This is a genomic window from Edaphocola flava (assembly GCF_004118155.1).
GTDB lineage: Bacteria > Bacteroidota > Bacteroidia > Chitinophagales > Chitinophagaceae > Edaphocola > Edaphocola flava.
Window position 1 is genome coordinate 1,259,745 of sequence record NZ_SAIQ01000001.1, and the last position, 20,890, is coordinate 1,280,634.

Annotated in this window: 21 protein-coding genes and 1 tRNA gene; 11 read left to right on the forward strand and 11 right to left on the reverse strand. The window is 42.7% G+C overall.

Annotated elements, in window-relative coordinates:
* The first annotated feature begins 147 nt into the window (after nucleotides 1–147).
* From scpB to EMP01_RS05455, 3 genes are all read left to right on the forward strand, one after another.
* The gene (gene scpB / locus EMP01_RS05445; protein ID WP_129020454.1) at nucleotides 148–786 is read left to right on the forward strand and encodes an SMC-Scp complex subunit ScpB; all 639 of its coding nucleotides are present in this window, start codon (nucleotides 148–150) and stop codon (nucleotides 784–786) included.
* A gap of 137 nt (nucleotides 787–923) precedes the next feature.
* Nucleotides 924–1,676 (forward strand): MlaE family ABC transporter permease, encoded by a 753-nt coding sequence (locus EMP01_RS05450; protein ID WP_129020455.1) that lies wholly within the window; start codon nucleotides 924–926, stop codon nucleotides 1,674–1,676.
* 74 nt (nucleotides 1,677–1,750) lie between these two features.
* The gene (locus EMP01_RS05455) at nucleotides 1,751–2,386 is read left to right on the forward strand and encodes a hypothetical protein (RefSeq protein ID WP_129020456.1); all 636 of its coding nucleotides are present in this window, start codon (nucleotides 1,751–1,753) and stop codon (nucleotides 2,384–2,386) included.
* Between the two features lie 168 nt (nucleotides 2,387–2,554).
* On the opposite strand, the gene EMP01_RS05460 is transcribed toward EMP01_RS05455, so the two are convergent.
* Both EMP01_RS05460 and EMP01_RS05465 read right to left on the reverse strand, forming a co-directional pair.
* Nucleotides 2,555–3,934: a trigger factor gene (locus tag EMP01_RS05460; protein ID WP_129020457.1), complete on the reverse strand. Its 1,380-nt coding sequence runs from the start codon at nucleotides 3,932–3,934 to the stop codon at nucleotides 2,555–2,557.
* 73 nt (nucleotides 3,935–4,007) lie between these two features.
* A tRNA-Leu gene (locus tag EMP01_RS05465) sits at nucleotides 4,008–4,089 on the reverse strand.
* A 182-nt stretch (nucleotides 4,090–4,271) separates the two neighbouring features.
* Here EMP01_RS05465 and EMP01_RS05470 point away from each other — a divergent pair.
* A complete protein-coding gene (locus tag EMP01_RS05470; RefSeq protein WP_161971228.1) occupies nucleotides 4,272–4,775 on the forward strand; it encodes a hypothetical protein in 504 nt (167 codons plus the stop codon).
* Between the two features lie 65 nt (nucleotides 4,776–4,840).
* Nucleotides 4,841–5,497 carry a carboxypeptidase-like regulatory domain-containing protein gene (locus EMP01_RS05475; RefSeq protein ID WP_129020459.1) on the forward strand — a complete coding sequence of 219 codons (657 nt, stop codon included), beginning with the start codon at nucleotides 4,841–4,843 and terminating at the stop codon, nucleotides 5,495–5,497.
* On the opposite strand, the gene ruvB is transcribed toward EMP01_RS05475, so the two are convergent.
* On the reverse strand, nucleotides 5,498–6,526 hold the full coding sequence (ruvB, locus tag EMP01_RS05480) for a Holliday junction branch migration DNA helicase RuvB (RefSeq protein WP_129020460.1): 1,029 nt from the start codon (nucleotides 6,524–6,526) through the stop codon (nucleotides 5,498–5,500).
* A gap of 93 nt (nucleotides 6,527–6,619) precedes the next feature.
* Between ruvB and EMP01_RS05485 the strand changes: the two genes are divergently transcribed.
* Nucleotides 6,620–7,084, forward strand: a complete 465-nt coding sequence (locus EMP01_RS05485) for a regulatory protein RecX (protein ID WP_237559477.1) — start codon at nucleotides 6,620–6,622, stop codon at nucleotides 7,082–7,084.
* Nucleotides 7,085–7,092: 8 nt separating this feature from the next.
* On the opposite strand, the gene EMP01_RS05490 is transcribed toward EMP01_RS05485, so the two are convergent.
* Both EMP01_RS05490 and EMP01_RS05495 read right to left on the reverse strand, forming a co-directional pair.
* A complete protein-coding gene (locus tag EMP01_RS05490) occupies nucleotides 7,093–7,527 on the reverse strand; it encodes a DUF983 domain-containing protein (protein WP_129020461.1) in 435 nt (144 codons plus the stop codon).
* A gap of 88 nt (nucleotides 7,528–7,615) precedes the next feature.
* Nucleotides 7,616–8,503: an AraC family transcriptional regulator gene (locus tag EMP01_RS05495; protein ID WP_129020462.1), complete on the reverse strand. Its 888-nt coding sequence runs from the start codon at nucleotides 8,501–8,503 to the stop codon at nucleotides 7,616–7,618.
* Between the two features lie 186 nt (nucleotides 8,504–8,689).
* Here EMP01_RS05495 and apaG point away from each other — a divergent pair, with 186 nt between their 5' ends.
* A complete protein-coding gene (gene apaG, locus EMP01_RS05500) occupies nucleotides 8,690–9,076 on the forward strand; it encodes a Co2+/Mg2+ efflux protein ApaG (protein ID WP_129020463.1) in 387 nt (128 codons plus the stop codon).
* A 2-nt stretch (nucleotides 9,077–9,078) separates the two neighbouring features.
* Here apaG and EMP01_RS05505 read toward each other — a convergent pair whose 3' ends face one another.
* The 6 genes from EMP01_RS05505 to EMP01_RS05530 all read right to left on the reverse strand — a co-directional run bounded on the left by EMP01_RS05505 (nucleotide 9,079) and on the right by EMP01_RS05530 (nucleotide 14,368).
* Nucleotides 9,079–9,552, reverse strand: a complete 474-nt coding sequence (locus EMP01_RS05505) for a 23S rRNA (pseudouridine(1915)-N(3))-methyltransferase RlmH (RefSeq protein WP_129020464.1) — start codon at nucleotides 9,550–9,552, stop codon at nucleotides 9,079–9,081.
* A gap of 21 nt (nucleotides 9,553–9,573) precedes the next feature.
* Complete coding sequence (locus EMP01_RS05510; RefSeq protein WP_161971229.1) at nucleotides 9,574–10,338, reverse strand: L,D-transpeptidase family protein; 765 nt, start codon at nucleotides 10,336–10,338, stop codon at nucleotides 9,574–9,576.
* Between the two features lie 124 nt (nucleotides 10,339–10,462).
* Nucleotides 10,463–12,727 (reverse strand): reprolysin-like metallopeptidase, encoded by a 2,265-nt coding sequence (locus tag EMP01_RS05515; RefSeq protein ID WP_129020466.1) that lies wholly within the window; start codon nucleotides 12,725–12,727, stop codon nucleotides 10,463–10,465.
* A 131-nt stretch (nucleotides 12,728–12,858) separates the two neighbouring features.
* Nucleotides 12,859–13,257, reverse strand: a complete 399-nt coding sequence (locus EMP01_RS05520) for an RNA-binding S4 domain-containing protein (RefSeq protein WP_129020467.1) — start codon at nucleotides 13,255–13,257, stop codon at nucleotides 12,859–12,861.
* Between the two features lie 135 nt (nucleotides 13,258–13,392).
* Entirely contained in the window at nucleotides 13,393–13,791 is a 399-nt protein-coding gene (locus EMP01_RS05525) for a DUF3276 family protein (protein ID WP_129020468.1), read from the reverse strand.
* Nucleotides 13,792–13,885: 94 nt separating this feature from the next.
* The gene (locus EMP01_RS05530) at nucleotides 13,886–14,368 is read right to left on the reverse strand and encodes a low molecular weight protein-tyrosine-phosphatase (protein ID WP_237559478.1); all 483 of its coding nucleotides are present in this window, start codon (nucleotides 14,366–14,368) and stop codon (nucleotides 13,886–13,888) included.
* A 120-nt stretch (nucleotides 14,369–14,488) separates the two neighbouring features.
* On the opposite strand from EMP01_RS05530, the gene EMP01_RS05535 reads away from it, so the two are divergent.
* The 4 genes from EMP01_RS05535 (at nucleotide 14,489) to EMP01_RS05550 (ending at nucleotide 20,873) form a co-directional block, all read left to right on the forward strand.
* Complete coding sequence (locus EMP01_RS05535; RefSeq protein WP_129020469.1) at nucleotides 14,489–16,393, forward strand: polysaccharide biosynthesis protein; 1,905 nt, start codon at nucleotides 14,489–14,491, stop codon at nucleotides 16,391–16,393.
* Nucleotides 16,394–16,489: 96 nt separating this feature from the next.
* Entirely contained in the window at nucleotides 16,490–17,212 is a 723-nt protein-coding gene (locus EMP01_RS05540; RefSeq protein ID WP_129020470.1) for an outer membrane beta-barrel protein, read from the forward strand.
* Between the two features lie 120 nt (nucleotides 17,213–17,332).
* On the forward strand, nucleotides 17,333–18,085 hold the full coding sequence (locus tag EMP01_RS05545; RefSeq protein ID WP_129020471.1) for an isoprenyl transferase: 753 nt from the start codon (nucleotides 17,333–17,335) through the stop codon (nucleotides 18,083–18,085).
* A 49-nt stretch (nucleotides 18,086–18,134) separates the two neighbouring features.
* Complete coding sequence (locus tag EMP01_RS05550) at nucleotides 18,135–20,873, forward strand: BamA/OMP85 family outer membrane protein (RefSeq protein WP_129020472.1); 2,739 nt, start codon at nucleotides 18,135–18,137, stop codon at nucleotides 20,871–20,873.
* Nucleotides 20,874–20,890 lie beyond the last annotated feature (17 nt).

Consider the following 20,890-nt stretch of genomic DNA (forward strand, 5'->3'; position numbering starts at 1 on the left):
GAAATTAACAAAAAATATAATGTGAATGTATTATATTGTTGTTAAGTGTAATTTAATTACGCACACCTGTGCATTACTTTTAAATAAATATATTGTTATATATAGTACTTTCGGTACTCATTCCGGATTCAAAATGATCTCTAACATATGGAACTAGAACAGTTGATATTACATGTGGAAGCCCTGATATTTTCCAGTCAGCAACCGATAACTCAGGTAGAGCTTATCGAGCTGATCTCTAATGTTATTGAAGAACAGATACACGGTGACCGTATTGCCCTGGCAGTAGAGACCATCCGCGAGAAGTATGATACACCGCATTATCCTTTCGGCCTGGTGTCGTCCGGTGGGGGTTATCAGTTCCTGACCAAGTCCGTATATCATCAGACAATCATGCAGCTGAACGGTGATAAGTATATCAAGAAGCTTTCTGCGGCGGCCATGGAAACCTTATCTATCATTGCTTACAAGCAACCCGTGACAAAGGCAGAAATAGAATTTATCCGCGGTGTAAGTGCTGATTATTCTATCCAGAAATTGCTGGAAAAAGAACTGATCATCATTGCCGGACGCAATGAAGAGGCAATTGGCAAACCCCTGATCTATGCTACCTCTAAGCATTTTATGGATTACCTGGGCATAAACTCTCCACATGAGTTGCCAAAGCTGAAAGAAGTGGCTAATATGGAAATCGTATTGCCTACAGATGCAGCAGATGCGGTTCCGGAGCAGGAACAGCAGATGGCCATTGGCGACGACGGCCTGCTGAAAACAATGGAACAATAAGAACAACAATAATAAGTATACGCCTGCAGTATTCTTTATTGCAGGCGTTTTTGTATCGGAATACAAGCATCGTTAAGGTTTGCTCAGAGATAGGAAAATTTGTATTTAATCCACAATCTTTAATTACTTTTGTTGCTATGTTAACTAGATTCCTGTCACATCTGGGCCGGTTTATACTCATGCTTATGGGCATGCTGAATAAGCCGGAGAACCGTAAGGTATATTGGAAAGAATTCATGCATCAGTGTAATGATATCGGTTTTCGTTCATTGCCTATTGTGCTGATTATTGCTACCTTTCTGGGGGCAGTAATGACGCTGCAATCGGCCTATCAGCTGGTCAGTCCTGTCATTCCGCGTTATGTGATCGCGCAGATTGTGCGCGACTCCACCATCCTGGAATTAGCCCCTACCATGATCTGTGTCGTACTGGCCGGTGTGGTAGGCTCCAAGATTGCTTCTGAGCTGGGTAATATGCGTATCAGTGAGCAGATCGATGCCCTGGAGATCATGGGGATCAATACCAAAACTTACCTGATCATGCCAAAGGTTGTGGCAGCCTTGTTTATGGTGCCCTGCCTCATCATCCTGGCCATTGTCATCAGTATGGTTGGTGGTTATGCCGCAGGTTCTATGACCGGAACCGTATTGCCGGATCAGTTTCATTATGGCCTTACCACAGACTTTGTACCCTTTAATATGTATGTGGCGTTAGCCAAGTCTTTTACATTTGCCTTTATCATTTCTACTGTACCGGCATATTACGGATACCATGTAGAAGGTGGAGCTCTGGAGATCGGCCGCTCTTCCACAACATCGGTGGTAGTGAGCTGTATTACTATCCTGCTGGCCGACTATGGTATTACCGCGCTCATGTTGAGCAATGGTTAACAATACCTTATTGACATATTATTTAATTGCATAGAGAATAATTGCAGTTATTTTTGTGTAATAAAATCAGATTTATGTTCAAGAAAATATTAATGGCCTGTATAGGTTTTGGTGGTATTATGACCGCTGCAAGTACCCACACCTTTGCACAACAAGAAACTACTGTAAAGTACAACAGCATAGATGCAGCAGCATTTACCATGCCGCTGGAAGCGGATAAAGCAGATGTGTCTAACAGCATTGAAGATTATTTCAAAAATACATTTGCTGTAAAATCAGCAAGCAGTAAAGGATTCCGGGTATTTAAAGCCGTTTCCTGGCCGGAAGTTTCTACAGAGAAACTGGATGTATATTACAAAGTTGAGGGCAGAAAAGGAAAGAGTGAAGTAACGATGCTGGTGTCTAAAGGCTATGATAATTTTATCAGTAACCAGAGTGATGCGCAAGCTGCTGCAGGCATTAAAAATTTCCTTTCCGGACTGAATGTAAAAGTGAGTGAATATACTAAAGGTATTGCAGTTGCTGCCGGTACCAAGGGTCTGGAAGCAGCCCAGAAGGAGTATGATAAATATGTAAAAAAAGCTGAAGACCTCAATAAGCAAAAAACGAAACTGGAGAAGGAAATTGCTGAGAACCAGTCTAAGCTAGCAGAAAAAGAAAAAGATCTGAATAAAGCCAAGTCCGTACTGGATGCCGCTCAGAACAAATAAAAATATCATTTGATTACATAAATAAAGCAGGACCTTGGTCCTGCTTTATTTATGTCCCTATACACTTCTGTTGACGGAAAAGGTATAGGCGGTACTGTTACTGGATATGGTCGATACAAAAAAGCCCGGAAACAGTTCCGGGCTTTTCTATAATGAAATCAATTAAGATTAGTGTGCGTGAGCATCGTGTGCGCTAGGCAGGTTCTGGAATTCTTCCAGGGAAATAGCTTTTTCGCTAACTTCCATTTTCTCTGCGATAGTTGCAAACAGTTTATCCATCAGCAGTCGACGGTATGTTTCGTTCAGGGTGTTCTCATCGTTCACCATTTTGTCAACATACTCTTCTAACCAAGGAGCGTCAGCAGCAGTGTTACCGAAGTAAGCCAGTACGCGGGTTTTCATTTCTTCTTTAACTTCTTCCAGTGTTACATTGATCTGGTATTCGTTGATCAGTTTGTCAGAAATTAAAGTCCAGCGCAGCTGGTGTTCAAATGAAGGCCATTCTTTAGCAACTTCTTCATCAGATTTAACTTGCTCCTGACCTTTTTGTAACCATGCTTTCAGGAAGTCAACAGGCAGTTCGATCTCCGTTCCGTGAACCAGTGTTTCGAAGATATCGTTTTGTAAACGATCGCTACCGATACGGTTGATCTCTTTACCCATTTCTTCTTTGATACGAGCTCTGAAAGCTTCGATATCTTTTACTTCCTGACCTGGGAACACTTCTTCGAAGAAAGCTTCATCCAGTTCACGAGGAGCCAGGCGACCAACTTTAGTCAGGGTCAGGGTATAATATGCATCAGCAGCTTCTTTGCTTTCTGGATCTTGCTTTAAAGCATCCTTCAGTAATTCTTTCAGTTCATCACCTTCAGCAACAGCAGATGGCTGGAATGTAAAGGTAGCGCCGGTTGCAGCACCCTTCAGCATTTCCTGCAGTTTCTTAGGCATTTTGTCCAGAGTAACTACATCTTCGATTACAGCAGCATCAGCAGCGGCATTACCATCTTTATCAGTAGCCTGGTAAGAAGCATAAACGATATCGCTATCTTCTTCCAGTTTTTCCGGATTCTCAACTTTACCTGCACGCTTACGGATGTTTTCTACTTCTTCATCCAGCATTTTATCATCAACGTTGATCAGGAACTTATTCAGGTTACCTTTCTTATCGTTGATTGGTTTTACCTCAAACTCTGGTTTCAGACCGATCTCGAAATTGAATACGAAATCCTGAGGAGCATTCATGTCGAAGTTCATACCAGCGTTTTCCAGTGGTAATGGTTGCGCAAAAATGCTTGGTTTTTCAGTAGTTAAATATTGTTGTAACTGCTCGTTTGCTTGTTGGATTACTGCATCAGTGAATACAGACTGGCCGAACATTTTTTTAACCATACCAGCAGGAACGTTTCCTTTTCTGAATCCTGGGATGTTAGCTTGTTTGCCGTACTGCTTCAGGTTCTTTTCGAAAGAAGGTAAGTAGTCTTCTTTATTAATAGTCACGATCAGTTTATCGTGTAATTTTGCTATTGGTTCGCGTGTTACCGTTGCCATTGAGCTCAGTTTTATAGTTTATACAAATTTTTAAAATAACTAAAATGCTCCGCAGGTGCGGAGCATCGTGTTGTGCGGATGGAGGGACTCGAACCCCCAAGCCTCGCGGCACTAGATCCTAAGTCTAGCGTGTCTACCAATTTCACCACATCCGCATCCTCTTAAAAGGGAGGCAAAGGTAATGTTTTTTTATATTCAAATACATATTTCCTCATAATTTCTGAAAAAATTATATCTGTTCCGGAGACACTATACCAAACATTATAATATTTCCATTCTGTAAATGTGCACGGTGTCGAAAAATACCCTATCTTAGGACAGAGCAATAAATTATTTAATGAATATTAAGTCGTTTTGGGGGATATGCATTGTGCTCCTTATGCTGTTAAGCGGATGTTCCGAACGGAAATCACTGACGGTAGGAACCTTCGTGAATAACACATGTGCAGTAGGAAATATAGATAAAGTAAAGAACTACTGGAGTATGATCCTGGAGCATAATAAAATGGATGCCCGGTTAGAGAATTTTAAAATTATCGGCAAAGAAGATCTGCAGACAGGAGCGTCATACTATCTGCTGGTTGGGTCCAATAAGGACTACAGTTTTAATATTGCCACCCAGGTATTCCGTGAGGGTAATAATATTGTCCTGAACGATAGTTCCCTGGTCAAAGGTTCGGCAAGTTGTTTAGGGTGTACTACAGGTTGTTCTCCCGAACTGTCTAATGGTGCCTGGCTTTGTACCAATACCTGTGAGACGGCCTGTACCAAAGTCATTACGGTAGCCCACGAAGAGAATAACTATACTACTCCTATCCAGGCCTTTATCGAGCGCTATTAGTAGAGCACATGTCCCGTACCTATCAATTACACATCAGTAGCCCCTGCACTGAAGACTGGGCTGCTATGCTTCCCGAAGAAAAAGGAAAGTTCTGTTTATCGTGCCAGAAGTCTGTTATCGATTTCAGCAGTATGAGTGATGCCCAGATTGTACGTGTACTGGAACAAAGCAGTGGTGCTATTTGCGGACGCATGCGGGCATCGCAGCAGCAGAGAGATCTGAAGATGATCACGCCTAATTCAAATTGGTTTTTCGCGGTCTGTAGATCTGCAGTCGGACTGATGTTTGCTTTAGGAACTAATAATGCGATCGCTCAAGAAAAGCATTCCAACAAAATAGAATTAGTACCTATTAGTCCGGCAGATATGTCTAAAATTGATAGTGCGAAAGAATATCTAATGGGAAGGGTAACAGATCAGGATGGAAACGAGCTGCCCGGTGCTGTAATTCAGATAAAAGATATAGACGTGGTGATGCTTTCAGATGATTTTGGCATATTCTCCCTTCCTATACCTCTGAATCTACAACAGCAAACATTTACTATTGTGGTAAAATATTTTGGTAATGAACCGATAGAGAAAATAATAGCTCCGGTGCAATATCAACAAAATCAATTGCTAATTACCTTGTACTATGATATGTCAATTGGAGGTCAGGTCGGTGGCGTTTGCGCTACAAAGAAACGCCTTTGGTGGCAGTTCTGGAAACCAAAATATTTCTAACTAAAATAACATTCCCACCCCACCCTTATTATATCCTTCGCGGCCCAGGTGTTTGTACGCTTTCTCCGTTACCTCGCGCCCGCGCGGAGTACGGATGATATAACCCTCCTGTATCAGGAATGGTTCATACACCTCCTCAATAGTACCACTTTCCTCACCTACTGCAGTTGCAATATTGCTGATGCCTACAGGTCCCCCTTTGAATTTCTCAATAATAGTAGACAGGATACGGTTATCCATTTCATCCAGGCCATTGGCATCAACCTGCAATGCTTTAAGGCCATGTTCTGTAACCCCCAGGTCAATGATGCCATTTCCTAATACCTGTGCGAAATCACGCATTCGGCGCAGTAATCCGTTAGCGATCCTTGGTGTACCACGGCTGCGGCCGGCAATTTCAATAGCGGCATCAGAAGTTACCTTTACATGCAATAGTGTAGCAGAGCGCATCACGATATTCTGCAATACCTCTTTAGAATAATAATCCAGTCTTGATTTAATGCCGAAGCGCGAAAGCAAAGGCGCTGTCAGTAAGCCCGAGCGGGTCGTTGCTCCTACTAGAGTGAAGGGAGATAAGTCGATCTGAATAGTACGGGCGTTCGGGCCGCTATCGATCAGGATATCGATCTTATAATCTTCCATCGCGGCATACATATACTCCTCTACCACTACACTCAGACGGTGTATCTCATCAATAAACAATACATCCCGCTCCGCAAGATTGGTCAGGATACCAGCAAGGTCTCCCGGCTTTTCCAGTACAGGACCACTGGTTTCTTTAATATTCACCCCAAGCTCATTGGCTACAATACGTGATAGTGTAGTTTTGCCCAGGCCCGGAGGACCGTGAAAAAGGATATGGTCCAATGCCTCGCCCCGCATATTGGCCGCTTTGATGAATATACGCAGGTTCTCGATCAGCTGTGGCTGGCCGGAGAAGTCTTCTATAGACTGCGGTCTGATGGTATTTTCAAACTCACGTTCTTTATTAGTCAGGTTATTATTCGGGCGTACATTAGAAGGTTCCATATCTGTACAAAGATAAGGAGTAAAATGATTGTACCGCTTCCTGCAATTACAGGACCCTCGTGAAAAAGCATTATTTTTGACCTTAAAAAAACATTGGCAGTATTAGAAGCAACCATGGCCGCTATCAGGCATTATTGCGCTTACCAGGATCGTTGTCACAGCGAAGTCCGGAGCAAATTGCTGGGCATGGAATGTTATGGGGAAGATCTGGAGGAAGCCATCAGTATACTGATAGAAGAAGATTTTCTGAATGAGGAACGTTATGCACAGGCCTATGCCCGCGGCAAGTTTCGTATGAATAAATGGGGGCGCATACGTATAAAGCAACAACTGAAACTGAAAAAGGTATCGGACTATTGTATCCGGAAAGCCCTGGCTCAGCTGGATGAGGTTGAGTATGCCCATACCCTGCATGAACTCATGCAAAAGAAGCTGGCCACCCTTTCTGGTGAACGTAACGAATGGATACGCAAACAGAAAGTATACCAGCACCTATTACAAAAAGGGTATGAGTCGGATCTGGTACAGGATACCTGGAAGTCATTTGACCCCCAGTAATCATGAACTTAGGCTTTTTTCTGTTTCGCTTCCGGAACAAATAGTTTATGACGGAAAAAATACAGCCATATAGAACGGGATTGTCGCATCATTACCGGTTGCACAACAATCAGTAAAAGCGCTGTAGCGGCCAGCCAGTAATATAGACTGTTGCCTATAAAAGAAAGACCGAAAAACAAGTAAGAGATGATAAAGGAAAATATGGTCAATCCTACAGATAAGCCATAGCTCACATAACCAGTACCAAAGAAAAATCCTGGTTCGGCATCAAATTGTACGCCACACTCGGTGCATTGTTCCGGCATATCCAGCGTATGGGCCAGGTTATAAGGATTCCTGTAGGTAAATAGACGTCCTTTGCCACAATTGGGGCATTTACATTGAACGATCTGCAGCAGGCTTTGTTTATGTTCTGTCGTATTATATTCGGTTACGGTTTGCATAATATCGGGTATTTAATACTGCAAAGTTCCGACCCTTCCGATAATTTTAATGGTACGAACAGTAGCTTGTATGGTATGATTGTGACGCCTATTCCGGCTTATAGGCATTGCGGAATTGTTCCGGTGTCATTCCTGTATATTTCTTAAAGAACTTCCCGAAATTAGAGGCATCACTGAAGTCCAGCTCAAAGGCTATTTCATTGATATGCATACCGAAATTCACCAGCAGGCGCTTGGCTTCTAAAAGTAATCGATTGCGGATATAAGTGCCGGCAGGTAAGCCGCTGAAGGTTTTGCTGATGATATTGAGCTGGTGTGTGCTGACAAACATCATTTCGGCATACTCCTTTGGTAGTTTTTTCTGCCGGTAGTGCAGGCCTGTCAATTGTTCAAATTGTCTGAAAGCCGCGTAGTGTATATGTTCTGCAGTGCTGGCCGGATCTGTGGACTGCACTTGTCTGCCGGCAAGTATAAGGAACTGCAGCAGTAGTGTAGCCATGTATAGCGCGCTTTGTTTCCCCCCTTCCTGTTTCTCCCGGAGCATTTGTTCCAGTATAGACCAGGCCTTAGCTTTATCTGCATCAGAAAAGGATATTGTGCCGGAATGTATATCTTCCAGAACCGGCAATTGTACCAGCAGTGCAGATGAAAGTTTCAGTGTGTCGAAAAATAAAGGAGAGAAGTTAATTACAATACCTTCCGCCTCTTCTGCACTGAACTCCCAGTTATGCACCTGGCCGGGTTTCATGATATAAAAGGAATCATTACTAACAAGAAAGGTGTGAAAATCTATAGTATGCTGCCCGCTGCCTTTCCGGAAATAGGTCAGGTGATAGAAGCTATGGGTATGAATGCCCTGCAGGTGCGGATTACGGCTTACATATCCTCCGAAAGGCTCGATACTGATCAGGTCTTTCAGTATCTTATCTGTATTCAGGTTACAGATATCAAAACTGGGGTATACGTGTTGCGCCATGCTGCTAAAGAAAATCCGTAACAAATATACAGTCTTCCTCCGAGACAAGAGTCCGCTATGATGCTTTAGTGACCTGATCGGCAGGGAATAATACCTGGCAAAGCACCTTGATAAATTACCATTCTTTTTGCAAGGTACAGTACCATTTTATCAACCGATTGATTAGATTTGCAGTAACAAGGCTATATGGTAAAGAAAATTACAGAGGGGATTTGTGTTACGGTAGAAACATTTTATCAGGACGCGCAAAGCAGTCCGGTAAATGGGGAGTATATGTTTGCCTATCGAATCACCATCGATAATTATACCGAGGTGCCTGTACAGCTGCTTCGCCGCAGCTGGTATATTGTAGACAGCACATTGGGTCTGAGAAAAGTAGAAGGAGAAGGTGTAGTCGGACAAACGCCGATTATAGAGCCCAATGAAACCTTTCAGTATGTATCTGCTGCAAACCTGCGCAGCGATATGGGCAAGATGTACGGTTCTTACCAGATGCTGAACCTGTACTCCCATCAGAAATTTGATGTGGTTATTCCTGAATTTATGTTACTGGCGCCTTTTAAAAGCAATTAAGCCTATTCGTGATGATAAGGGGTATTGTTTAAAATACTAAATGCCCGGTACACCTGTTCTGCAATCATCAGGCGAACGAGCTGATGGGGAAATACTAATTTAGATAAAGACCATATCTGGTTGGCACGATCGCGTACTGCATCTGTAACACCAAAAGCACCACCGATGAGGATCACCAAAGTGCGCACACCCTGATTCATAAAAGATTGGAACTGGCTTGCCCATTGGGTTGAATCCAGCATTTTGCCCCGCTCATCCAGCAGTATCAGGTAATGTTGTGCCTGTAATTTTTTGAGGATCATTTCCTCTTCCAGCTTTTTGGTGCGCTGTACATCTGTACTCACCAGCTTTTTTGGAAGCTGAAAAGTGTCCAGTTTGATCTTGTTCCAGGGCATAGTCTTTTTGAAGTAATGTGCTATGCCGTTTTCAATAAAGCTGTCGTTCTCTTTTCCTATCGACCAGATCTCAATATCCATCTATTCTGTTGCTGCTTTTGATTAAAATACGTAACGGCCTTTTTCGTCATACATTACTGGCAGAATGTTGTGGTTACGCTCAAAGTAATCGTAAGCAGATTTCAGGTTCACCCAGAATTTTTGTTTATCTACCTCGTGGCGGTACTCACGACCGAGGAAGTTAAGTCCGGCTTTATCGAAGCGGGTCGGGAAGATATGGTAAGGAATATTTACCTGCCCATTTAAACGGGTAGACAGGCATAAAGTATAAATCTCCTGTATGCCCTCGTCCGTCATAGGGATACAACCAACGGTCAGACAGCCACCATGTACATAGATATCACCACCCGGCTTTTCCTGGTGGCTCAGGATCTGATCAGAATAGTTAGGATAGTTCACCAGCATAGACAGGTAGAAATCGCTTTTCGGGTTGAAATCGGCCAGGAAGTACAATCCTTCCGGCACCTGACGATCTCCTTCAGCACGCTTAGGGCCTAATACACCTGATAAGGCACAAACCTTATATTTTTTATACAAAGTAAACGTATCTGCATTCTTATTTTTTACCCAAACCTCCAGCTCATTCTGTGCCTTGAAAGAACGCAGGTAAATATTGCTGGCAGGATATTCCAGGCCTTTGCTTTTGAAATCATTGCGCAATGTATTGTCATATTTGGCATAAGCACTGACTACGCGAGGCATAGACATCTGGTAGCTTCTGAGCGTATTTACATCTGTAAACTGGGCTTGCGCTCCGGTAATGCCGAATGCAAGCAATAAAATGATATTTAGAAAGTATTTATTCATGTAAATAAGGCAATTATGAACATACAAAAATAACGAAAAAATTAGTGTACTTGTCCTAAACATATATTAAAAAAATAAAAGGAGTGAAACATCACTCCTTTTATTTTTTATATGATAAGCTATCTTATTTTAAGATCACCTGTTTCATTCCGTACTGGTTAGCTTTCAGGTTCTGGAAGTGCAGGTAATAAATACCTCTGCCCATTTCAGTTACCGGAATACTTAATGATTCTTTCAGATCACCAGACCATACGCGCTGACCCAGAGCATTCAGCATCTGTACCTGCAGTATCTCACCGTTATACTGGTCGTTTTTGATATTCAGGTTTTGTGTAGCCGGGTTAGGGAATACACTGATGTTATTATTCAGCTCCATATCACGAACGGAGTTAGGATTACCGTTGATCTTGAAGTTGGCATGAGATACATCGAAGAATACATTACCTACCGCTTTAATCTTGATGCGGGCTTCTGTAGTGAACAGGTCCGGTGCAGTAATATCGAAGTTACCATCATTCTGAACATTGGTAGCCAGGATGATCGGGAATGTTTTACCACCGTCTTTAGACAAGTAGATATTCACAAAACCAGCCATGATGCTATCTGCCGGAGTCATGGTATTACCAATGCTCCAGGTAACAGTATATTTCTGACCAGGAGTCCAGGTTACATTTGTACTAGGAGTCAGGACACGGAAATCACCGGTATTGCCTTTTACTACTTTAAGGCGTACAAAGCTGTCGATGATGTTGTGTGTACCCCATCCGTCAGTAGCAATGCTTCTTGCCGTTACTTTGAAAGACATATTTCTCGATACATTCGGCAGGCGTGCACCTGAAGAAGAGTATTGGTTATTGGATAATAACAGGTAAGATGGGAATACGCGGATTCTGCTGGTGTCCGGATCCAGACTGCTGAAGGTAGGACCAGTTGTTACTGAAGCACCATTAGCTTCTACCATGGTGATCGGTCCTTTATCGGACTGCTCCCAGCAATAAGTAGTGGTAGCATTGCTGGCCACTGTTTTAAATGCTTCAGGAGAGATCAGTTCAAATGGAGTATTGGCCGGGATAATATGACGAACAGACAGGTTAGCCATAGTAATCGGCGTCTGACCTACAGTAGTATTACCACAGGTCATACCTGTACTGGTCAGGAAAATGTTCATCTGCTGCAGATTATAACGGTTGTAGTAATCTGTGCTTACAGACGGTGTGTTATCTGCTGCGCAGGCACCATTGTAAGACATGATAGTGGTACCACTTCCCGGTTCGTAAGCAGATTCGTCCATACCGTTACCGCTACAGCCACCTGCTTCTGAAGTAAAGGTATGGCCGGCACCTAACTGGTGACCAACCTCGTGTATTACCGTACCGATATCGGAAGGGCCGCTGGAACCGCTCACCCCGCTGGCTTTAGAGCCATTGCTACAGGTAGAGGCCAGTGCAGCCAGACCACCACCGGCAGTATTGAATACGTGCCCGATATCATAATTGCCCGAACCAATAACGTTATTTACGTTGGTCTGGTTTTCATCAATCAGGATATCATTAGTATCATTAGTATAAGGATCGGAGTTGCCATCCAGGTAGATTACGCTGGTGGTGCTGCTCACCAGTTTGAGGGATACAGATACTTCTCTTTCCCAAACCGCGTTAGCATTATTGATTGTAGCAGTGATCACAGCCAGTACCTGAGATACGGTAGGCACCGGAGATCCGGTAACCGCCTGTGCATACTCGCCGGTACAAGCCATAGCCAGTCTGTATGTGTGACGGGAACTACCATTGGTACGTTGTGCCGTACTGCCTCCTGTTCCGTCCAGCTCTACCGGAGTCCCTTCTGTAAGGTTGCCCAGTTTTGCAGGATTACAAGCCGATGATACGGGTAAGCTATTGACATTCTTGCTGTAAGCAACAGTATAATATCCGTTGGCATCGTAGCCATATGGCTCAATAGCAAAAGACTCATTGTTGTTGTATGAGAATACTCTTGCGAAGAATCCCATTGGGGTAGCACTCATTTTAACCGTTACGCCACCGTCAGTAGTGGATATACCGGTATAGGTCTGGATATCCTGGTGCTGACTTTGCAAAGCCTCGTCCAGTACGGGTGTATTCCATACGGTAAATGTTCTGAAAGTGCCGTCCGGAGCCGGAATAGACACTTTTACACCAGTTTCCGGGCTGGTTCCGGCACCTGCCAGCAGTGCGTTGATACCTTGCTGGTTTAAGGTCACAATGGAATATTCAGACGGAAGAAACGATTTAGGGTTTGCTGTAGGCGCTGATTTTCCATAAAAGCTGCCCCATAAACCTTGCTGAGCAAATGATGGGCTGTAGGCGGCTATGCATATGCTAGCGAAAGCGAGGTATGTAAATTTTCTCATTTTTGAAAATTAAATATGTTTCAATTTAAAATTTATTAAGTTGCAATATAAAAAATGTAGGCGAGATTTCATAATTTCCATTTCACCTACTATAAAGACGATATTTAAGCGCTACAGGTTTGTATTATTTTTTAAGTTTCGTCCATAATGTCATCCCAGTCGCGACGTTGTTTCTTTGTAGGTCTGCCTACCTTGCTCAGACGCTTACCGGTATAGAAGCTGGATGACTCACTTTTTGTATTTGTTTTGTCCTCTTCCGGCGTCAGGTCTTCATAAAAATTGATCGCTTCACTATAGGCTTTGCGCTGCTGCAGCAGTCCGGTCACCTTAATAATCCATTTGCGGTCACTGGTCCGTATTTCATAAGTATCTCCGATAGCAACATTTCTGGATGGTTTTACTGCAGATTCATGCATTTTTACCCTGCCGGCATCGCAGGCATCAGTAGCCATACTTCTTGTTTTGAAAATACGGATACTCCACAGGTATTTATCAATCCTTAATTTCTCTTTTTCTGTTTTTTCTGCCATAATACTCAAATTGAATTTCTATTGTCAAATGTACGATTTTAGGCTTCAGTTATTTTAAATAAAAGAGCGCCCGTTTATATTATAAACGGGCGCTCTTAATATATTTTTATGAGTAGTAAGGTATTACTCAGCTAATTACATTTTCCATTCATCAACAGTAGTATCTTTCAACTCTACAGGAGTTGTATCGTAGCTTCCTTCCTGAGTTTCTGCAACAAATTGCTCTGTCTCATCATGGTTGAAAGCATCGAAATCAAAATCAGGCATTAAATCCGTTTTCACGAAGTCAATAGTTTCGGTCAGCGCTGCCAGAAATTTATTGAAATCTTCCTTGTACAAGAACATTTTGTGGCGATCGTAACCATCGTCGTTGAATCTCTTCTTGCTCTCTGTAATAGTGATAAAATAATCATTACCTCTCGTCTCGCGCACATCAAAGAAATAAGTTCTTCTTTTTCCGGCTTTGATCTTTTTACTAAAAGCTACCTCTGTGTTACGCTTATCATCGTAATTTTTGTTGTTTTCGTACGACACCGTTCTGTTGATTTTAATGTGAATGAGAATATGTATGCAAAAATAATAAAGTAAAGAATTTTACCAAATATTTGAAATTATTTTTTTATGATGGTTAACTCCGGTTAAAAATGGGTGTATTTCCCGTAAAAAAAGTCAACCAGGCATTGCAGCCACGCTGTATCAGATCAAATACAGGCGCGTATCCCGACTCATCTCCGTACCATGGGTCAGGTACAGATGCCTGCTTGCCGGGAGAGAGGCTGTCGAGAAAGAAATGGACCTTTTGCAGGGCTGTTTCAGAGGGTGCCAGACGGCTTACATCATCATAAACATCTGCTGCCATCACGAGGATATGGTCGTAGGTGTCAAAGTCGCTGCTGCGAAATTGCCTTGCCCGTTGATGACTGATATCGATTCCATATTGCCGGCAGACTTTCTGAGAAGAACGATGGGGGCTTTCTCCAGTATGATAGTTGTTGGTGCCTGCAGAATCAATCTGCCAGTCAAGGCCCTGTTCTCGTACGATATGTTGCATAACTCCTTCAGCAATAGGAGATCTGCAAATATTTCCGAGGCATACCATTAAGATTTTCATTTATATAATTGTGGTTTTTTTTCAACAAAAGGTAAATTAACATTGGAAAAACTAAATTATACTCGGACAATACAAGGCTTTTGCCTAGCTTTGTGATAATTTAACATAATTATACACTTTATGTTTAAAAAACTGGCGATTGCACCCAGATGGATTATCTTTTTAATTGATCTGACGTGTGTACTCATATCCATACTCATAGCCTATATCATCAGACTCAACTTTAACCTTAACCGATTCGTCGAGTTTGTAGACCTGCGTGCTTCTTTCGGCATTGTGGCCGGGGTAAATGTTGTTTTACTGCTGCTTTTCAAGAACTACAAAGGTGTTGTACGCTACACCACACTGGAAGACGCCAAGCGTGTGCTGCTGCTGAATCTTACGGCCAGCATTATTTTCCTGTCGCTCAATTACACCAGGCTGCACTCTGAAAATCTGCTGTTGTTCCCTTTATCGGTTACCGCGATTTACTTCCTTTGTGCCAACTTCTCGCTCCTTGCCTATCGTATCGTGATTAAGACAATTTACGAAGGGATGTTTACCTTACGTAAAAAGACGGTGAAAGCGGTTATCTATAATGCGAGCTATGAAGGTATGCTGGCCAAAAGAATGTTTGCCAATAATGAACGGTCTACTATAAAAATTATCTCTTTCCTGGATGATAATCCGCGTCTTATCGGTAAAAAGATCGAAAATGTACCGGTATTTAATGCAACCCGCCAAAACCTGCAAAAATTAAAAAAGGACGGTACCGAACTGCTGATCCTTGCAGAGCCGTTTATTAATAAAGAAAAACTGAACTTCCTGGTAGATGCCTGCCTGGAACTGAATATCAAGATACAGCAGGTGCCGCCAAGTGAAAAGTGGACCAATAATCAGCTGGATGATACACAGTTGAAAAATATCAATATTGAACAACTGCTGGATCGTGAAGTCATCTCTATTCGCAATGAAAGTGTAGTAAGGGAAATCAAGGGCAAGAAAGTATTGGTAACCGGTGCTGCCGGATCAATCGGAAGTGAGATCGCAAGACAGCTGGTTAAATATAGTCCTGCAGTAGTAATACTTTGTGATATTGCAGAAACACCATTGCATGAGCTGATGCTGAGCTTTGATGAAGGAGCCCCGGTAAGAAGTTTTATCGGCGATATCAAAGACAAGGTACGCATGGAGCAGATTTTTGAAATCTATGAGCCCGATATCGTGTACCATGCTGCGGCTTATAAGCATGTGCCCCTGATGGAGGAGCATCCTTCAGCGGCAATTGTAAATAATGTATCCGGTACCCGCATCCTGGCCCAGTTGGCAGTGGACTATGGTGTGGAAAAATTTGTAATGGTATCGACCGATAAGGCGGTGAATCCAACAAATGTAATGGGTGCCTCTAAGCGGATTGCCGAGATATATACACAATCTTTATACAAACATTTGTCTATGACATCGCAGCACAAAGGTGCGGCAAATGTATTACCACATACCCGTTTCATTACTACCCGTTTCGGAAATGTTCTGGGTTCAAATGGTTCGGTAATTCCAAGATTCCAGAAACAATTAGAAGAAGGTGGTCCGATCACGGTTACGCACCCGGATATTACCCGTTATTTTATGACCATACCGGAAGCCTGCCAGCTGGTGTTAGAAGCAGGATCTATGGGTAAAGGCGGTGAAATCTTCGTTTTTGACATGGGTCGTCCGGTTAAAATCGTTGACCTTGCTTATAAAATGATCCGCCTTGCAGGTAAAGTTCCGGATGTGGATATCCGCATTGTATATTCCGGTCTGAGACCTGGCGAGAAGCTCTATGAAGAACTGCTGAATAATTCAGAAAATACATTGCCTACTTATCACGAAAAGATCCTGATCGCTAAGGTGCGTGAATATGATTTCGTATGGGTTCAGACCCAGATAGAGGAGTTATTGAGACTGGCCGAAGGGCATATTGTCCTGGATACGGTAATTAAGATGAAAGAAATCGTGCCGGAATATGTCAGTAATAACTCCGTTTATTCCAAATTAGATAAGTAAGACTGCGGTAATATTATAAATATTTATTTTTCTGATTAGTATTTTGAAATCACAACTTCTCTATTATCTTTGTTGGATATAGATAAACAGTTTATTATGAAAAAAATAGTTACTACCATATTAGGCCTGGCATTAGGTGTAAGTGCCTTTGCACAGGTTAGTATAGGAGTAGAAGCAGGTGCCGCATACGGAGGAATGACTCAATATCTTAACAGCGCTGACCGCAATGCTACCGGTATGGTAGGATATAAAGGTGGCGTGAATGTAAATATTCCTTTGGGCAGCATGAGTCGCTTTCACCTGCAACCTGGTGTATTATACAGAGGTTTGCTGGGCTCCGAAAGTAGTTACTATAAACAATCTGCAACAGGAAGCGGTACTCCGACATATGAAAGCGATTACAGAAAATATGTACTGAACCAGGTACAGGTGCCTGTATATTTTGTATTCAAATCCGGAGATCCTGAGTTTGATTACAATCACTTCTTTGTAGGCGTAGGACCGTCATTATCTTATACCGTAGGAGGTCGTCTGCACCAGATTTATTCCAACTCACTGAACGGCAGTGAGCGGGTTCGTGATAATAATGACCCGTTGGTAATCGGTACCGGCGAGTATAAAGACATTGCCCCTATCAACGTTGATGCAGCAGTAATGCTGGGTTATGAAGATAAGTCAGGCTTCTATATTAAAGCTTATGGCCAGTTAGGTCTGCTGAACATTCATCCGCTTGCAGACTCCCGCAATCGCTTCAATACTTATGAAGCCGGCCTTAGTCTTGGTTTTTTCTTCAAAAAATTTGAGAAATACAAGTACTAACGCATTTCACACATACGTTTAAATAAATTGGATATCATATAAGGAATAGACGCAATACTGCGTCTATTTTTGTACCTTTGCCACCTTAATTTTATATTTTTTAAATATTCTATTGTCAGAATGGATATTAAAGCTGCAATACAGAGCGCTACTTTACCGGACCATATAGCTATTATTATGGACGGTAACGGCCGGTGGGCAAAAGAAAAAGGAGAGAGCCGTATTGTGGGCCACTATGAAGGCGTAGTGTCTGTAAGGGATATTGTAGAAGGGTGCGGAGAGCTGGGTATCAAATACCTGACCTTATATGCATTTTCTACAGAAAACTGGAATCGCCCCAAGGCAGAAGTGGATGCGCTGATGGAGCTTATGGTCAGTACCATACGCCTGGAAGCAGAACAATTGAAAAAAAATAACGTACGCCTGAGACTGATCGGCAACATGAACGATCTGCCGGAGACCTGCCAGAAGGAGATGCAGGAGGGAATGGATATTACAGCCGGTTGTACTGGTCTTACCCTTATCCTTGCCCTGAGCTATAGTGCCAAATGGGAGATCATCGAAGCAGCAAAGCGCATAGCCCGAGAAGTAGCAACAGGCACCCTGAAAGAAGAAGATATAAATGATGCCTATTTCAGCCAATGCCTGACGACAGCGGACTTTCCGGATCCGGAACTGCTGATCCGTACCAGTGGTGAGCATAGGATCAGTAATTTCCTGTTATACCAGATTGCGTATAGCGAACTGTATTTTACAGATGTACCCTGGCCGGCTTTCCGGAAACAGGAATTGTATGAAGCTATTTTGAACTATCAACAGAGAGAAAGACGCTTCGGAATGACCAGCGAGCAGTTAAATGCAGACGAAAAGTAATTATTTCACGCTTTTTGCGTTAAAACAATAAAATTATAAAACCATTTTAATGGATCTTAAGTATATAAAAAGTGTAGCAACCCTAACCTGTGCGGCTGTTACCTTTGCTATTACCTCGGCAGATGCACAGCACCTGAGCGATCCGGGCAATAACAACACTCAGACAAAGGAAGTCAATTTCGGTGAAACAGATATCGAAGGAGAGTTCCAGATTGCAGGAGTGAAGGTGAGCGGAGTCAAATTTGCCGATTCTGCTACTGTTCTGGAAGTTGCCGGATTGAAAGTTGGACAGCATGTAAAGTTGCCATATGATCAGGAGATTGCAAGATCCATCCGTGTATTATGGAACCAGGCCATGTTCTCTAATGTTGAAATCATCATCAACAAGATCGACGGGAATAAAATATACCTTACCATCCATCTCGACGAACGTCCACGCCTGACAACATTCAAGTTTACTGGAATTACCAATACTCAGCAAGCAGAAATAAAAGAAAAGCTTGGCCTGGTGAGCAATAAAATGATCACCAATGCCATGAAAAAGGATATTGAAAGCAGAACCCGTCATTACCTGATGGAGAAGGGCTTTCGCAATGCGAGTGTGAACATCATTGAATCGGTAGACCCTAAAGTGCTGAATGGTGCCAGCCTGACTATTAACGTAGAGAAAGGCAGCAAAGTGAAGATCAATAATATCAACTTTGTCGGCAATGAATCATTTTACGGTGCCCGCCTGAAAAGAAATATGAAAGGCACCAAAGAAATGGCCCGCATCTCTTTATATCCTGCAGATGAATTTACTGCTTACCCGAAACCGGAAAGAAAGTTCAGTAATTATATGAACCAAAGCGGACCGCTGTCTTTAAGCAAGACACTGGACGCTGTGAATCCGTATTTCCGTTACGGCATCATGTCTGCCTCAAAATTTGATGAGAAAAAATATGATGAGGATAAGGCAAGTGTAATCAGCTTTTACAATACTTCTGGTTACCGCGATGCACAGATCGTAAAAGATACCGTTTATAATGTAGAGAATGGTAATATCAATATTGATATTAAGGTAGATGAAGGACAGAAATATTATTTCGGTGACATCAACTGGAAAGGTAATACCAAACACAGCGACTCTGTACTGAATCAGTTACTGGGCGTTAAGCGTGGTGATGTATACAATAAAGAACTGCTGGAATCCAAAATCAGAGGTCAGGCTACAATGACCGGAGGTATTGACGTAGGTAGTATTTACCTGAACAATGGTTATCTGGGTTATCGTGCAGAAGCAGTGGAAAGAGCGATCCGTAAGGATACTATCGATTTCGATATCGTTGTAAATGAAGGGCCTCAGTTCCGTGTTAAAAATATCAATATCATCGGTAATGACCGTACCAATGATTATGTACTCAGAAGAGAGATGGAAACCATGCCTGGTGATATTTACAATCAGTCCAGCCTGGTAAGTTCAATCCGTCGTGTTTCTGCTCTTGGTTATATCGATGCAACCAAAGTGAATCCTATTCCTAAACCGAATATGCAGGATAAAACAGTGGACATTGACTTTAATATTGCAGAAAAGTCTTCAGATCAGCTGGAATTATCTGCCGGTTATGGTGGAGGTATCGGTTTCACCGGTACAGCAGGTATTACATTTAATAACTTCTCCCTGAAGAATCTGTTTAAAACAAAGAACTGGGATCCATTGCCAATGGGTGACGGACAGAAATTGTCTTTCCGCTATCAGTCCAGTGGTTTATGGTATAACTCCCTGTCCTTCTCGTTTACAGAGCCGTGGTTAGGTGGTAAGAAACCGATCGCATTGAGTGTAAGTGCCACTTATGGCCGTTATGCACTGAACGATCAGGGGTATAACAGTACTACAGGACGTCCGATCGCTTCTCCGTACGATAAATATATCCGTAACATCGGTGGTGGCGTAACATTAAGCCGTCGTTTGACCTGGCCGGATAATAACTTTATCCTTTCTGTAGGGGTAGACTATATGAACTTTAAGCTGAAAGATTATCCGCTGCTGCAAACAGAAATGCCGGAGTATCGTAACGGTTATTCCAATAACCTGGCTTTAAAATTAACACTGGCCAGAAATACAATTGATCAGCCAATCTATCCGCGTTCCGGTTCCAACATTATGCTGAGCCTGGCATTTACCCCACCGGTATCTGCATTCAGCGATAATGATTACAGCACGATGACGGCCCGTGAGAAATATAAATGGGTAGAGTATCATAAATATAAATTCACTGCTGACTGGTACCAGCGCATTGCCGGTAACCTGGTGTTGAAACTGAGTACTAAATACGGTTTCCTTGGCTACTACAACAAAAACCTGGGCTTCTCTCCGTTTGAGCGCTTCCAGGTGGGTGGTGACGGTCTTTCCGGCTTCAACTACTTCGTAGGTCGCGATATCGTAGCACACAGAGGTTATGATGTATACAGCAGCTTTGACGGAACCAGTACAACAACCAACAGTTATACGATCTTTAATAAATACACCGCGGAGGTACGTTATCCGTTCTCCCTGGATCCGAGTGCGACCATCTTCGGTCTGGCCTTCTTCGAGGCAGCAAACGGGTTTAACAGTATGAAGGACTATAACCCACTGCAGCTGAAACGCTCAGTAGGTCTGGGTTTAAGGGTTTACCTGCCAATGTTTGGTCTGTTAGGTCTTGACTACGGTATCGGTATCGATAACCTGACCGATGTAAATGGTAATAAAGTAAAACTGGGTTCTGCCGCGAAGTTCACCTTCATGTTAGGTCAGGAACCACAATAATATTTGCATCCGAATCG

Excerpts from the sequence above, each read along its gene's own strand:
- scpB (WP_129020454.1), top strand. The coding sequence starts at position 148 with ATGGAACTAGAACAGTTGATATTACATGTGGAAGCCCTGATATTTTCC.
- EMP01_RS05450 (WP_129020455.1), top strand. The coding sequence starts at position 924 with ATGTTAACTAGATTCCTGTCACATCTGGGCCGGTTTATACTCATGCTT.
- EMP01_RS05455 (WP_129020456.1), top strand. The coding sequence starts at position 1,751 with ATGTTCAAGAAAATATTAATGGCCTGTATAGGTTTTGGTGGTATTATG.
- EMP01_RS05460 (WP_129020457.1), bottom strand. The coding sequence starts at position 3,934 with ATGGCAACGGTAACACGCGAACCAATAGCAAAATTACACGATAAACTG.
- EMP01_RS05470 (WP_161971228.1), top strand. The coding sequence starts at position 4,272 with ATGAATATTAAGTCGTTTTGGGGGATATGCATTGTGCTCCTTATGCTG.
- EMP01_RS05475 (WP_129020459.1), top strand. The coding sequence starts at position 4,841 with ATGCTTCCCGAAGAAAAAGGAAAGTTCTGTTTATCGTGCCAGAAGTCT.
- ruvB (WP_129020460.1), bottom strand. The coding sequence starts at position 6,526 with ATGGAACCTTCTAATGTACGCCCGAATAATAACCTGACTAATAAAGAA.
- EMP01_RS05490 (WP_129020461.1), bottom strand. The coding sequence starts at position 7,527 with ATGCAAACCGTAACCGAATATAATACGACAGAACATAAACAAAGCCTG.
- EMP01_RS05495 (WP_129020462.1), bottom strand. The coding sequence starts at position 8,503 with ATGGCGCAACACGTATACCCCAGTTTTGATATCTGTAACCTGAATACA.
- apaG (WP_129020463.1), top strand. The coding sequence starts at position 8,690 with ATGGTAAAGAAAATTACAGAGGGGATTTGTGTTACGGTAGAAACATTT.
- EMP01_RS05505 (WP_129020464.1), bottom strand. The coding sequence starts at position 9,552 with ATGGATATTGAGATCTGGTCGATAGGAAAAGAGAACGACAGCTTTATT.
- EMP01_RS05510 (WP_161971229.1), bottom strand. The coding sequence starts at position 10,338 with ATGAATAAATACTTTCTAAATATCATTTTATTGCTTGCATTCGGCATT.
- EMP01_RS05515 (WP_129020466.1), bottom strand. The coding sequence starts at position 12,727 with ATGAGAAAATTTACATACCTCGCTTTCGCTAGCATATGCATAGCCGCC.
- EMP01_RS05520 (WP_129020467.1), bottom strand. The coding sequence starts at position 13,257 with ATGGCAGAAAAAACAGAAAAAGAGAAATTAAGGATTGATAAATACCTG.
- EMP01_RS05530 (WP_237559478.1), bottom strand. The coding sequence starts at position 14,368 with ATGAAAATCTTAATGGTATGCCTCGGAAATATTTGCAGATCTCCTATT.
- EMP01_RS05535 (WP_129020469.1), top strand. The coding sequence starts at position 14,489 with ATGTTTAAAAAACTGGCGATTGCACCCAGATGGATTATCTTTTTAATT.
- EMP01_RS05540 (WP_129020470.1), top strand. The coding sequence starts at position 16,490 with ATGAAAAAAATAGTTACTACCATATTAGGCCTGGCATTAGGTGTAAGT.
- EMP01_RS05545 (WP_129020471.1), top strand. The coding sequence starts at position 17,333 with ATGGATATTAAAGCTGCAATACAGAGCGCTACTTTACCGGACCATATA.
- EMP01_RS05550 (WP_129020472.1), top strand. The coding sequence starts at position 18,135 with ATGGATCTTAAGTATATAAAAAGTGTAGCAACCCTAACCTGTGCGGCT.